14 protein-coding genes and 2 tRNA genes are annotated in these 12,627 nt (G+C 41.7%); 11 read left to right on the plus strand and 5 right to left on the minus strand.

Annotation, left to right across the window (positions count from 1 at the left end):
* Window positions 1-3 precede the first annotated feature (3 nt).
* Entirely contained in the window at window positions 4-237 is a 234-nt protein-coding gene (locus ACNOGP_RS12285) for a PspC domain-containing protein (protein WP_418212919.1), read from the minus strand.
* A 233-nt stretch (window positions 238-470) separates the two neighbouring features.
* Window positions 471-1,367, minus strand: coding sequence for a helix-turn-helix domain-containing protein (locus tag ACNOGP_RS12290; RefSeq protein ID WP_418212920.1), 897 nt, complete (start codon window positions 1,365-1,367; stop codon window positions 471-473).
* 176 nt (window positions 1,368-1,543) lie between these two features.
* Between ACNOGP_RS12290 and ACNOGP_RS12295 the strand changes: the two genes are divergently transcribed.
* Together ACNOGP_RS12295 and ACNOGP_RS12300 are read left to right on the plus strand one after the other, a co-directional pair.
* Window positions 1,544-2,359, plus strand: a complete 816-nt coding sequence (locus ACNOGP_RS12295) for a carboxymuconolactone decarboxylase family protein (protein ID WP_418212921.1) — start codon at window positions 1,544-1,546, stop codon at window positions 2,357-2,359.
* 54 nt (window positions 2,360-2,413) lie between these two features.
* Window positions 2,414-2,980, plus strand: coding sequence for a flavodoxin (locus ACNOGP_RS12300; RefSeq protein ID WP_418212922.1), 567 nt, complete (start codon window positions 2,414-2,416; stop codon window positions 2,978-2,980).
* Window positions 2,981-3,125: 145 nt separating this feature from the next.
* Here the strand turns inward: ACNOGP_RS12300 and ACNOGP_RS12305 are convergent, their stop codons facing one another.
* From ACNOGP_RS12305 to ACNOGP_RS12315, 3 genes are all read right to left on the minus strand, one after another.
* The gene (locus ACNOGP_RS12305) at window positions 3,126-3,680 is read right to left on the minus strand and encodes a hypothetical protein (protein WP_418212923.1); all 555 of its coding nucleotides are present in this window, start codon (window positions 3,678-3,680) and stop codon (window positions 3,126-3,128) included.
* A gap of 405 nt (window positions 3,681-4,085) precedes the next feature.
* A tRNA-Asp gene (locus tag ACNOGP_RS12310) sits at window positions 4,086-4,159 on the minus strand.
* A gap of 54 nt (window positions 4,160-4,213) precedes the next feature.
* Window positions 4,214-4,287, minus strand: a tRNA-Asp gene (locus ACNOGP_RS12315).
* A gap of 442 nt (window positions 4,288-4,729) precedes the next feature.
* Here ACNOGP_RS12315 and purU point away from each other — a divergent pair.
* The 9 genes from purU (at window position 4,730) to ACNOGP_RS12360 (ending at window position 12,463) form a co-directional block, all read left to right on the plus strand.
* On the plus strand, window positions 4,730-5,587 hold the full coding sequence (gene purU / locus ACNOGP_RS12320; protein WP_007748072.1) for a formyltetrahydrofolate deformylase: 858 nt from the start codon (window positions 4,730-4,732) through the stop codon (window positions 5,585-5,587).
* A complete protein-coding gene (hisH, locus tag ACNOGP_RS12325) occupies window positions 5,587-6,183 on the plus strand; it encodes an imidazole glycerol phosphate synthase subunit HisH (protein WP_007766333.1) in 597 nt (198 codons plus the stop codon). The genes purU and hisH overlap by 1 nt, the downstream gene beginning before the upstream one ends.
* A gap of 79 nt (window positions 6,184-6,262) precedes the next feature.
* Window positions 6,263-6,982 (plus strand): 1-(5-phosphoribosyl)-5-[(5-phosphoribosylamino)methylideneamino]imidazole-4-carboxamide isomerase, encoded by a 720-nt coding sequence (hisA, locus tag ACNOGP_RS12330; RefSeq protein ID WP_418212924.1) that lies wholly within the window; start codon window positions 6,263-6,265, stop codon window positions 6,980-6,982.
* Window positions 6,983-7,113: 131 nt separating this feature from the next.
* The gene (hisF, locus tag ACNOGP_RS12335; RefSeq protein WP_418212925.1) at window positions 7,114-7,869 is read left to right on the plus strand and encodes an imidazole glycerol phosphate synthase subunit HisF; all 756 of its coding nucleotides are present in this window, start codon (window positions 7,114-7,116) and stop codon (window positions 7,867-7,869) included.
* A 21-nt stretch (window positions 7,870-7,890) separates the two neighbouring features.
* A complete protein-coding gene (gene hisIE, locus ACNOGP_RS12340) occupies window positions 7,891-8,502 on the plus strand; it encodes a bifunctional phosphoribosyl-AMP cyclohydrolase/phosphoribosyl-ATP diphosphatase HisIE (RefSeq protein WP_143868497.1) in 612 nt (203 codons plus the stop codon).
* 41 nt (window positions 8,503-8,543) lie between these two features.
* Window positions 8,544-9,272: a cell division ATP-binding protein FtsE gene (locus ACNOGP_RS12345; RefSeq protein WP_418212926.1), complete on the plus strand. Its 729-nt coding sequence runs from the start codon at window positions 8,544-8,546 to the stop codon at window positions 9,270-9,272.
* Window positions 9,273-9,285: 13 nt separating this feature from the next.
* The gene (locus tag ACNOGP_RS12350; RefSeq protein ID WP_007766339.1) at window positions 9,286-10,605 is read left to right on the plus strand and encodes an aspartate kinase; all 1,320 of its coding nucleotides are present in this window, start codon (window positions 9,286-9,288) and stop codon (window positions 10,603-10,605) included.
* Window positions 10,606-10,681: 76 nt separating this feature from the next.
* Window positions 10,682-11,842, plus strand: a complete 1,161-nt coding sequence (gene lysA / locus ACNOGP_RS12355) for a diaminopimelate decarboxylase (protein ID WP_055278838.1) — start codon at window positions 10,682-10,684, stop codon at window positions 11,840-11,842.
* Window positions 11,843-11,983: 141 nt separating this feature from the next.
* Complete coding sequence (locus tag ACNOGP_RS12360) at window positions 11,984-12,463, plus strand: ferritin (protein WP_186968480.1); 480 nt, start codon at window positions 11,984-11,986, stop codon at window positions 12,461-12,463.
* The last annotated feature ends 164 nt before the right edge of the window (window positions 12,464-12,627 follow it).

Genomic DNA, 12,627 nt, shown 5'->3' on the forward strand with positions numbered 1-12,627 from the left:
GTCTTAATGTAATCTGTTATTCATGCGGTTTTCATATCCGTCTGAAGGCATTTTGTAAGGCATGACAATCCACAAGATTATATAGATGATTACACCAGCGAAAGCTGTGAAGAATGTGGCTAATACGTATACGATTCTTAATAAAGTTGGGTCCCATCCAAAATATTCGGCTATTCCGGCACATACACCTGCAATCATTCGATTGGAAGATCGGTTCAGTTTCTTTTCATTTTCCATATTTATTGTATAATTGTTTAGTATAAGTTTGTTACTTATCAGAGTTTACTTTATCTATTGTTTATGACTTTTATGGGGCTGAGTTCTTTCCATGCTCTAATCGATAAAAGTGCTTTGCGCAAAGATATAATAATTAGTTGGTATAATTCTATTTCTTATATTTTTCTTCTGCCTGATGCCCTCTATAATAATATGGGAGCGAGTTACTCATAGATGTTATTTTCGTATAAAGACTAATTCTGTGAGCGGAATTCATTGGGAGTACAACCCGTAACCCGTTTGAACATCCGGCTTAGATGCTGCGGATATTGGAATCCCAATCTGTAAGCAATTTCACTTGTAGTCTTGTCTGTTGACAGCAAAGCCTCTTTAGTGCGTTCGATCAGTTTATTTTGGATATATTCCGAGGCGGTCTGTCCCGTCTGTTTTCTAATCATATCTCCGAAATAGTTGGCTGATAGAAATACTTTGTCAGCAAAGTATTTAACGGTAGGTAACCCCTCTCGTAGCGGAGTCTCGTTATCGAAATACTCATCCAGCAACCGCTCGAAACGGACGATGATGTCTTTGTTCACTTCTTCGCGTGTTGTGAACTGTCGTTCGTAGAAACGCATGCAATAATCGAGCAGTAGTCCGATATTGGCACAAATTAACCGGCGGCTGTGCTTGTCTATGTTGTGTTTCAGTTCTATTTCAATCTTATGCAGGCAATCCATCACGGTCTCCCGTTCCTCCTCTGAAAGGTGTAATGCCTCACGGGTTTCGTAGGAAAAGAAAGAATAGTTCTTGATCTCCTGACCGAGTGCCGTGCCACGAATCAGATCGGGGTGAAACAGGATGCCATGAGCGTTTGGTTGGACATCTTTAATCATCTTTGTCTCTACTATTTGGCCTGGAGCAAAGCTGACAATCGTACCATCCTGATAGTCGTAACTCTGACGTCCATACATGATATTCCCGCAGTAGGTATCTTTCAGGTAAAGAGCATATACGCCGTAGTTGATTTTGCAATGTTCCGGCCATTGCGTTGCTTTTGACAGATCAACAACACCAACCAACGGGTGTCGTGTTTCAAGTCCGAAAAGTTTGTTGTATTTATCTATCTCATCAAGTTTAATAACCTCTTCCATAATCCTTTCTTTAATATTCTTTATCGCAAATATAATTCATTTTATTTGAATTATAGATGGCTTTATTGCAGAATCGAGGATTTGGGTACAAATATCAGTAAATCATATACAAGCCCACTCGTTTTATCGTAGTAAATTTGCAGTCAGAAGTTTAACAATGAAAAAACGAAATGATTATGAATAAACTCTTTTTATTTTCAGTATTTAGTATTTTAACACTCAATGTTATGGCACAAGAAAAGATAGTACAGACGGCAGGACGCGACCAGTTAGGAACGTTTGCACCCAAGTTTGCGGAACTCAATGACGATGTTCTCTTTGGAGAAGTTTGGAGCCGCACTGACAAACTCGGTCTGCGTGACCGCAGTTTAGTAACCATTACCTCCCTTATCAGTATGGGAATCACGGACAATTCGCTCGTTTATCATCTTCAGTCGGCGAAGAAGAACGGCATCACCCGCACGGAGATCGCAGAGATTATCACTCATATAGGTTTTTATGCAGGTTGGCCGAAGGCGTGGGCAGCGTTCAATTTGGCAAAAGGAGTATGGTCTGAAGATATTGTTGGTGAGGATGCCAAAACAGCTTTCCAGCGTGAGATGATTTTCCCTATTGGCGAACCCAATACAGCCTATGCGCAATATTTTATTGGTAACAGTTATCTTGCTCCGGTTTCGTGCGAGCAGGTGAATATCTCTAACGTTACTTTTGAACCGCGTTGCCGCAATAACTGGCATATTCACCGTGCAACGAAAGGTGGCGGACAGATGCTTATCGGTGTAGCCGGTCGAGGCTGGTATCAGGAAGAAGGTAAACCGGCGGTAGAGATTCTGCCTGGTACGGTTATCCATATTCCTGCCAATGTGAAACACTGGCACGGAGCTGCTGCCGACAGTTGGTTTGCTCATCTGGCTTTCGAAGTTTCCGGCGAAAATACTTCCAATGAGTGGCTTGAACCGGTTACAGATGACGAGTATGATAAACTCGAATAGACTAAACGATGTCTAAACTAATTAGTGATAAGAAATATTTAAAATTAAAATAAAATGAAACAGATTATATTCATATTTATGAGTCTCCTTTGCTTTAGCTGCTCATCAAAAGCGCAGAATCAAACAATGGATACTAATGTACAGTCCGATAAGAAAATCCTGATTGCCTATTTCTCTTGTACTGGAACTACAGAAAAAGTTGCCGATGCCATTGCAAAAACGGTTGGCGGCAAACTTTACCGGATAACTCCCGCTACGGCTTACACTTCAGCTGACCTCAATTGGAACAACAAAAATAGCCGTAGCTCAGTTGAAATGACGATTGAAAATTCACGTCCGGAATTGGATGGAGAAACACTTAATCTGAAAGATTATGACGTGATATTCCTTGGTTACCCGATATGGTGGAATTTATGTCCACGTCCGGTCAACACATTCCTTGAGAAATATGATTTCTCCGGTAAAACCGTTATTCCATTCGCTACTTCCGGAGGAAGCTCGATAACTAATAGTGTAAAACAGCTCAAGAAACTTTATCCAAAAATTACATGGGGAGAAGGGCAGTTGTTGAACGGAAGCGTTAAGCAAGCCGGAGAATGGGCAAGGGAGATAATTAGGTAGTGGTATGGAAAGTTGGAATTTACTGATATATGGGCATACTATTTAAATTCTCATCAGTTCATTGCAATCGGTTTTGTAATCGAAGTTTGGCAGGGTATTTGAAGAATAGGAATGACAGGAATGAGGACTGGGCAATCATTAGATTTTAGAAATAGTCTTCGGCATAACCGAAAATTCTGATTGCTTTGATTTTCGATCCTTTTTTGAATTCAGACGGTTGTAATATTGTCATGTCGTTATCGAAATCCGGTCCACCTTCTTTAATGAAGTCATTGCCGTCAAGAAGAAACTGGATTTTATCTAGGCGTGGAGTCTCGATTACATATATGTCACTAACATAAGAGTACCAGATCTTGAGATCAGGATACGCTGCCATAAACTCTTCGATAGTTGATTTTAACCCTATGTTTTCAGCAGTTCTGAACTTGTCGGACAGTATATAAATATTGCCGATTTTATCAGAACCTTGTCCGGTATAATACTCATCGAAAGGTTCTATCTTCAGTATGCTCCTTTCCTCTTCAGATATCGTATATATGGGTACGGCAAACTCTACTCCCTCTTCCATTCTCGTTTCGGTACTTTGGGTTATCGAATAGCCGTTTGCCTGAGTTGGTATGATCTGTCCGATTGAAAATATATCTACTCCACCTTCCTTAATCAAATACTTTTGTTCGTAAGAGATAGTCTTATTTATCATTTCTATGGAGTCAGTTTTTGTTAATTCAAATTGTAGGGTATCAGTCTTGCTACTATCTGTAGATGTAATAACTGTATTGGCGGTAACACCTAGGGTATGATCGTTTTCAACTGTGGTATGCTTTTTCTGTCCCTGTCCGACACAGGAAGAAAATGTGAAGACTAAGATAAATAAAGTTATTTTCATCTCAAAATATTGATATTTGTAAGTTTGCGTTAAGAATATGGCAAAGATAACGAACCGGGCTGTAAACGCCAAAGTATTCCGAATAAAATAGTTGGCTTAATAACTTTGTACGCCTCTTGCCATTAGGTATTGGGAGAACCAAGGGGATAATCACAAAAAAGAAAAAGCTCTGAAGTTCTTGAATTTCAGAGCTTTGCTTTAATTTGCTGTTTGCTTTCGCGGTGCGTACGGGACTCGAACCCGTGACCCCATGCGTGACAGGCATGTATTCTAACCAACTGAACTAACGCACCAAATCTTAATTGGATTAACTCATTTCTATTCTCTTTGCTTCTTAATGAAAGAAGCGGTGCGTACGGGACTCGAACCCGTGACCCCATGCGTGACAGGCATGTATTCTAACCAACTGAACTAACGCACCAGAATTTCAATTTATTAATCTGCATCTCTCTCGATTGCGGGTGCAAAGGTAGTTGTTTTTTGTAAACCTGCAAGCGTTTTGAGAAAAGATTTTTTCAATAAAAAACGAGAAAAATGCTTAGTGTCTCATTTTGAGTGCTTTTGTAATGAAAAAAAATATTCGTTTTCCTTCAGATCGAATAGTAAGGAGAACCGATCTTTATAGTGATACTATTGCGACGAAATGGCGTCACTATCCGAAGGCAATGATGTCGCTATCCTAAAGTTTGTCATTCTTTTCATAGAAAATGGCTCCCGATATCTTTCTATCTGTAAGAAATCACCGTTTTTATATCAACTTTCTGCTTGATTAATTCGTAATTTTGCAATAAATCGTTATTTTTGCGGACTAAAATTAAAAAGGTAGAAAAGATTCTGCCTGGAATCGTTAATTAGTAAAAAGAATGATGACAACAGCCAAACTGTTATTGCACTGTCCCGACAAACCGGGAATCCTTGCGGAAGTGACAGACTTTATTACGGTAAACAAAGGAAATATTATCTATCTGGATCAGTATGTAGACCATGTAGAGAACATCTTCTTTATGCGTATTGAATGGGAACTGAAAGATTTTCTGGTTCCACAGGAAAAAATTGAAGATTATTTCAGAACACTCTACGGGCAAAAATATGAAATGGATTTTCGCCTTTATTTCTCTGATGTAAAACCACGCATGGCTATTTTCGTATCCAAGCTGTCGCACTGCCTTTTCGATATGCTGGCCCGGTATACGGCAGGAGAGTGGAATGTAGAGATACCTCTTATTATAAGTAACCATCCGGATTTGCAGCACGTGGCAGAACGTTTCGGAATTCCTTTCTATCTGTTCCCTATCACCAAGGAGACAAAAGAAGAACAGGAACGCAAAGAGATGGAACTGCTTGCCAAACATAAGATTACATTTATTGTATTGGCACGCTATATGCAGGTGATCTCCGAACAGATGATTAACGCTTATCCGAATAAGATTATCAATATTCATCACTCTTTCCTTCCCGCGTTTGTAGGGGCGAAGCCTTACCATGCAGCTTTCCAGAGAGGAGTGAAAATTATTGGTGCAACCAGTCATTATGTAACGACCGAGCTGGATGCCGGACCGATTATTGAACAGGATGTAGTGCGCATCACTCATAAAGACGCCATTGAAGACCTCGTAAATAAAGGAAAGGATTTGGAGAAAATCGTTCTTTCGCGTGCAGTGCAGAAGCACATCGAGCGCAAAGTCTTGACCTACAAAAATAAAACTGTAATATTTAGCTGATGAAAGTAGCAGTTGTAAAATACAATGCCGGCAATATTCGTTCTGTAGATTATGCCTTAAAGCGGTTAGGTGTAGAAGCGGTGATTACTGCTGATAAAGAAGAACTCCAATCGGCTGATAAAGTCATTTTTCCCGGAGTAGGAGAGGCGGAAACTACCATGAATCACTTGAAAGCTACGGGACTGGACGAACTGATAAAGAATCTCCGTCAGCCTGTATTGGGAATTTGTCTCGGTATGCAGTTGATGTGCCGGTATTCCGAAGAAGGAGGAGTCGATTGTTTGAATATCTTTGATGTGGATGTAAAACGTTTTGTCCCGCAGAAACATGAAGATAAAGTGCCTCACATGGGATGGAACACCATTGGGCAAACGAATAGCAAATTGTTTGAAGGGTTCACCGAAGAAGAGTTTGTCTATTTTGTGCATAGCTTCTATGTGCCGACCTGCGACTTTACTGCTGCTACCACTGACTATATTCATCCGTTCAGTGCTGCGTTGCATAAAGATAACTTTTATGCTACCCAGTTCCATCCGGAGAAAAGCGGCAAGACAGGAGAGAAGATTCTGACGAATTTCTTGAACCTCTGCCGGTAACAGTATGGATGATGTGTCATAAAAACATTTCGATGTTTGAAATAAATATTTAGTGAATCGTCAAATAGTAAATAAATAGATGATAGAAATTATTCCAGCCATTGATATTATTGATGGAAAGTGCGTACGTCTTTCCCAGGGAGATTACGATAGTAAAAAGGTATATAATGAGAACCCGGTGGAAGTAGCTAAAGAGTTTGAAGCGAACGGTGTTCGCAGGCTTCATGTGGTAGACTTGGACGGTGCTGCTTCTCATCATGTCGTTAACTATCGGGTGTTGGAACAGATTGCGACACGTACTTCTCTCGTTATAGATTTTGGCGGTGGAGTAAAGAGCGATGAGGATTTGAAAATTGCTTTTGAGAGCGGTGCGCAGATGGTAACTGGGGGAAGCATTGCGGTGAAAGATCCGGAACTATTCTGTCATTGGCTGGAAATATACGGTAGTGAGAAGATCATTTTGGGAGCAGATGTAAAAGATCATAAGATAGCCGTCAATGGTTGGAAAGACGAAAGCACCTGTGAGCTTTTTCCGTTTCTGGAAAATTATATGGATAAAGGCATACGAAAAGTAATCTGTACGGATATTAGCTGTGATGGAATGCTGAGTGGCCCTTCTATCGATTTGTATAAAGAGATGTTGACAAAATTCCCCGATCTCTATCTGATGGCCAGTGGCGGGGTAAGCAAGGTGGATGATATTGTCGCTTTGGATGAGGCCGGTGTTCCCGGAGTTATTTTCGGCAAGGCATTGTATGAAGCCCATATCACCTTACAAGATTTGAGAATCTTTTTATAATTCGCATATCAGAATATACCTTATATAATAAGGAGAAGTTATATAAGAGGATTTGATATAATAAGAAAAATTTAAGAAGCAAGCTTAGGCATATAGATTGTAAATTGTTGAACAGTAAATAAAATAAGATTGTGTTAGCAAAAAGAATAGTACCTTGTCTGGATATAAAAGACGGACAAACCGTGAAAGGAACGAATTTTGTCAACTTGCGCCAAGCCGGTGATCCGGTGGAGCTGGGCCGTGCTTACAGTGAACAGGGAGCAGATGAACTTGTTTTCCTGGACATTACTGCAAGCCACGAGGGACGTAAGACTTTTACGGAATTGGTAAAACGGATTGCTGCTAATATCAATATCCCGTTTACCGTAGGGGGAGGAATCAATGAATTGAGTGATGTAGACCGTCTGCTGAATGCGGGAGCGGATAAGATTTCCATCAATTCTTCCGCTATCCGTAATCCCCGATTGGTTGATGAGATTGCAAAGAATTTCGGCTCACAGGTCTGTGTATTGGCGGTAGATGCGAAACAGACCGAGAACGGTTGGAGATGTTACTTGAACGGAGGACGCATCGAAACGGATAAAGACCTGTTCGAGTGGACTAAGGAAGCGCAGGAACGCGGAGCGGGAGAGATACTCTTCACGAGTATGAATCATGATGGAGTGAAGACCGGCTATGCGAACGAAGCACTTGCCGCTTTGGCTGGACAGCTTTCTATTCCTATCATTGCATCGGGTGGAGCAGGCAGTAAAGAACACTTCCGTGACGTCTTTTTGCAAGGAAAAGCAGATGCGGCATTGGCAGCCAGCGTTTTTCATTTCGGAGAAATTAAAATTCCCGATTTAAAATCGTATCTTTGCGGCGAAGATATTATAATGCGTAAATAGTAAATTAAGATATTGAATAAAATGGAATTGGATTTCGAGAAAATGAACGGACTTGTTCCGGCTATCATACAAGATAATGAGACGCGCAAAGTCTTGATGTTGGGCTTCATGAATAAGGAAGCCTATGATAAAACGGTAGAAACCGGAAAAGTGACATTCTTTAGCCGTACAAAGAATCGTCTGTGGACAAAAGGCGAAGAAAGCGGTAATTTCCTTCATGTTGTTTCTATCAAGGCCGATTGCGACAATGATACGTTGCTCATTCAGGTTAATCCGGCAGGTCCTGTGTGCCATACAGGTACAGATACCTGTTGGGGTGAGAAGAATGAAGAACCTGTGATGTTCCTGAAAGCATTGCAAGACTTTATCGACAAACGTCACGAAGAAATGCCCGCAGGCTCTTATACAACCAGCCTGTTTGAGTCCGGTGTCAATAAGATGGCGCAGAAAGTAGGTGAAGAAGCAGTCGAGACAGTGATCGAAGCAACCAACGGCACTGACGAACGCCTGATCTACGAAGGAGCCGACCTTATTTATCACATGATTGTATTGCTGACTTCAAAAGGCTATCGCATTGAAGATCTTGCGCGTGAACTGCAGGAAAGACATAGCAGTACATGGAAGAAGCATTAATAAGTAAAGATTAAAAATTAAAAATTAAAGCGGGAGTCGGCATGGATGACGAGGCGTTGATACGATATAAGAACGTAGAAATCCATCAACAGGAACTCTGTGTGCTGAGTGATGTAAATCTGGAATTGCACAAAGGAGAGTTTGTCTATCTGATCGGAAAAGTAGGCTCGGGAAAGACGAGTCTGCTCAAAACCCTTTATGGCGAACTGGATGTAATTGACGGTGAAGCTAAAGTACTGGATTATAATATGCGGTCTATCAAACGTAAGCATATCCCGCAACTGCGCCGCAAGTTAGGCATTGTATTCCAGGATTTTCAGTTGCTGACAGACCGTACCGTTTACAATAACCTGGAATTTGTACTTCGTGCCACAGGCTGGAAGAACAAACAGGAAATCAGGGAACGTATTGAAGAAGTGCTCAATTTGGTAGGAATGTCCAATAAAGGATACAAACTGCCGAACGAACTTTCCGGTGGCGAACAGCAGCGCATTGTGATTGCACGTGCCGTACTCAATTCTCCGGCCATCATCCTGGCGGATGAACCGACCGGCAACCTGGATACGGAAACGGGGAAATCGATTGTTGAATTGTTACATAATATTTGCAGTTCCGGTTCATCCGTTGTGATGACCACGCACAATCTGCAATTGTTGAAAGAATATCCGGGTCGGGTGTATCGTTGTGCCGACCATCAGATTGTCGATGTGACCGATGAATATATGCCCCGGCAGAGAACAATAGAAATAGATTTAAATATAGATAACTAAAACAGTAACGAAAATGAAAGTTTTAAAGTTTGGAGGAACTTCCGTAGGTTCTGCTCAGCGCATGAAGGAAGTAGCCAAATTGATTACCGATGGTGAACAGAAGATTGTTGTTCTTTCTGCTATGTCGGGAACAACGAACACATTGGTGGAAATTTCGGACTATCTGTATAAGAAGAATCCGGAGGGTGCCAACGAGATTATCAATAAGCTGGAAGCTAAATATAAACAGCACGTTGATGAGCTATTCGCAACTCAGGAATATAAACAGAAAGGTCTCGAAGTCATCAAGTCTCATTTCGACTACATCCGCTCCTATACGAAAGACCTTTTCACTTTGTTTGAAGAGAAAGTGGTTTTGGCGCAAGGAGAACTGATCTCTACGGCAATGGTGAACTTCTACCTGCAGGAATGCGGTGCGAAGTCCGTACTGCTTCCGGCTTTGGAATTCATGCGTACTGATAAGAACGCGGAGCCGGACCCCGTATATATTAAGGAGAAGTTGCAGGCACAGCTCGAACTTTATCCGGATATGGATATCTACATCACGCAAGGTTTCATCTGCCGCAATGCTTATGGTGAGATAGACAATCTGCAACGTGGCGGTAGCGATTATACGGCTTCTCTGATCGGAGCAGCGGTGAATGCTTCCGAAATTCAGATCTGGACAGACATTGACGGTATGCACAATAACGATCCGCGTATCGTTGACAAGACAGCTCCGGTACGTCAGCTACATTTCGAAGAAGCAGCCGAATTGGCTTATTTCGGTGCGAAGATTCTGCATCCTACCTGCATCCAGCCGGCTAAATATGCCAATATTCCTGTACGTTTGCTGAATACGATGGATCCGACCGCTCCCGGCACATTGATTTCCAATGATACAGAGAAAGGAAAAATCAAAGCAGTAGCCGCCAAAGATAACATCACTGCTATCAAGATCAAATCTAGCCGTATGTTATTGGCTCACGGTTTCTTGCGTAAGGTGTTCGAAATCTTCGAAAGCTATCAGACATCCATCGATATGATCTGTACGTCAGAAGTCGGTGTTTCTGTAACGATAGATAACACGAAACATCTTAATGAGATTCTGGATGACCTGAAGAAATACGGAACGGTAACCGTTGATAAAGAAATGTGTATCATCTGCGTTGTAGGTGACCTGGAATGGGAAAATGTCGGTTTTGAAGCCAAAGCGCTTGATGCGATGCGCGACATACCGGTGCGAATGATCTCATTCGGAGGGAGCAACTACAACATCTCCTTCCTCATTCGGGAGTGTGACAAGAAGGCGGCTTTACAGTCGTTGAGCGATATGCTTTTCAACGGCAAATAATTCCATCAATAATATGAGCGCTTTTACCGAACTGATAAAAGCGCTTTTTTTAACCAACTAAACAAGTTTTTGAGTTATGAAGGGAATATTTCCAATCGATAAATTCCGCACTTTGCAGACACCTTTCTATTATTACGATACCAAAGTGCTGCGTGATACATTGTCGGCTATTAACCATGAGGTTGCCAAATATCCTAATTATTCAGTACACTATGCTGTCAAAGCGAATGCCAATCCGAAGGTACTTGCCATCATCCGTGAAAGCGGAATGGGAGCCGACTGTGTGAGCGGTGGAGAGATCCGTGCCGCTATCCGTGCAGGATTCCCGGCCAATAAAGTCGTTTTTGCGGGAGTGGGTAAAGCAGACTGGGAAATCAATCTCGGATTAGAATATGGAATCTTCTGTTTTAACGTAGAATCTATTCCCGAGCTTGAAGTAATCAACGAGCTGGCAGCCGCTCAAAACAAAATAGCCAATGTCGCTTTCCGCATCAATCCGGATGTAGGCGCGCATACTCACGCCAATATCACTACCGGTCTTGCCGAAAATAAATTCGGTATCAGTATGCAGGATATGGATAAAGTGATAGACGTGGCTTTGGAAATGAAGAATATCAAGTTTATCGGCCTTCATTTCCACATCGGCTCGCAGATTCTCGATATGGGCGATTTCGTCGCCTTGTGCAATCGTGTCAATGAATTGCAGGACAAGTTGGAAGCACGTCGGATTCTGGTAGAACATATAAATGTCGGTGGTGGTCTGGGGATAGATTACGGCCATCCCAACCGTCAGGCTATCCCGAACTTCAAAGATTATTTTGCCACCTATGCCGGACAACTGAAACTGCGTCCTTATCAAACACTTCATTTTGAATTGGGGCGTGCCGTCGTGGGGCAGTGCGGTACGTTGATATCCAAAGTGCTGTATGTGAAGCAAGGAGCCAAGAAGAAATTTGCCATCCTCGATGCAGGTATGACCGACTTGATCCGTCCGGCTTTATATCAGGCATACCATAAGATGGAAAACCTGACTTCCGAAGAACCGATGGAAGCGTACGATGTAGTAGGTCCGATATGTGAGTCGTCCGATGTTTTCGGAAAAGCGATTGATCTGAACAAAGTCAAGCGTGGAGACCTGATAGCCCTTCGTTCTGCCGGTGCATACGGTGAAATAATGGCTTCCGGCTATAACTGTCGCGAGCTTCCGAAAGGATATACTTCCGACGAGCTGGTGTAAGTAAAAAATGAACCGCCACAATCAAAGTGTGAATGTAGTTTAAAAATGCGGGGTGCATGGAACAATGTGGACTGAAATCTTGTTATTTTTGTAATGAGTTCAAAAAGAAACTACATTAACAACTTAATAAAAGATACGATTATGATTTCAGAAAAATTACAGAATGCAATTAACGAACAGATTACTGCTGAGATGTGGTCTGCTAACCTGTATTTGGCAATGTCTTTCTATTTCGAGAAAGAAGGTTTCAGTGGTTTTGCCCATTGGATGAAGAAGCAGTCTCAGGAAGAGATGGAGCATGCTTATGCTATGGCAGATTATATTATCAAACGTGGAGGAACCGCTAAAGTTGATAAAATAGATGTTGTTCCTAACGGTTGGGGTAGTCCGTTGGAAGTATTCGAGCACGTTTACAAACATGAATGCCATGTTTCTCAATTGGTAGACAAACTGGTTGACGTAGCTGCTGCTGAGAAGGACAAAGCAACACAAGATTTCTTGTGGGGATTCGTTCGCGAACAAGTAGAAGAAGAAGCTACAGCACAAGGCATTGTTGACAAAGTCAAGAAAGCCGGTGATACTGGAATTTTCTTTGTAGACTCACAATTGGGACAGCGTTAATTTATAGTAGCCTAAAAGATTTATATGCAAGAAGTTGTCTGAATTTCATATTCGGGCAACTTCTTTTTTTGACTTTGTTTGCCCTTATTTAAAAATCAGTTATCTTTGTACCTATCGTATGGAGTATAGAAGGCGAATGGCTGCTTTTATCCAAACAAACAATA

Origin of the sequence: Bacteroides difficilis (genome assembly GCF_048319815.1) — a bacterium.
Lineage (GTDB): Bacteria > Bacteroidota > Bacteroidia > Bacteroidales > Bacteroidaceae > Bacteroides > Bacteroides zhangwenhongii.

Coding starts and splice junctions, on each gene's coding strand:
- purU (WP_007748072.1), top strand. CDS start 4,730: ATGATGACAACAGCCAAACTGTTATTGCACTGTCCCGACAAACCGGGA.
- ACNOGP_RS12295 (WP_418212921.1), top strand. CDS start 1,544: ATGAATAAACTCTTTTTATTTTCAGTATTTAGTATTTTAACACTCAAT.
- ACNOGP_RS12290 (WP_418212920.1), bottom strand. CDS start 1,367: ATGGAAGAGGTTATTAAACTTGATGAGATAGATAAATACAACAAACTT.
- ACNOGP_RS12300 (WP_418212922.1), top strand. CDS start 2,414: ATGAAACAGATTATATTCATATTTATGAGTCTCCTTTGCTTTAGCTGC.
- hisIE (WP_143868497.1), top strand. CDS start 7,891: ATGGAATTGGATTTCGAGAAAATGAACGGACTTGTTCCGGCTATCATA.
- ACNOGP_RS12345 (WP_418212926.1), top strand. CDS start 8,544: ATGGATGACGAGGCGTTGATACGATATAAGAACGTAGAAATCCATCAA.
- ACNOGP_RS12285 (WP_418212919.1), bottom strand. CDS start 237: ATGGAAAATGAAAAGAAACTGAACCGATCTTCCAATCGAATGATTGCA.
- ACNOGP_RS12305 (WP_418212923.1), bottom strand. CDS start 3,680: ATGATAAATAAGACTATCTCTTACGAACAAAAGTATTTGATTAAGGAA.
- hisH (WP_007766333.1), top strand. CDS start 5,587: ATGAAAGTAGCAGTTGTAAAATACAATGCCGGCAATATTCGTTCTGTA.
- lysA (WP_055278838.1), top strand. CDS start 10,682: ATGAAGGGAATATTTCCAATCGATAAATTCCGCACTTTGCAGACACCT.
- ACNOGP_RS12360 (WP_186968480.1), top strand. CDS start 11,984: ATGATTTCAGAAAAATTACAGAATGCAATTAACGAACAGATTACTGCT.
- ACNOGP_RS12350 (WP_007766339.1), top strand. CDS start 9,286: ATGAAAGTTTTAAAGTTTGGAGGAACTTCCGTAGGTTCTGCTCAGCGC.
- hisA (WP_418212924.1), top strand. CDS start 6,263: ATGATAGAAATTATTCCAGCCATTGATATTATTGATGGAAAGTGCGTA.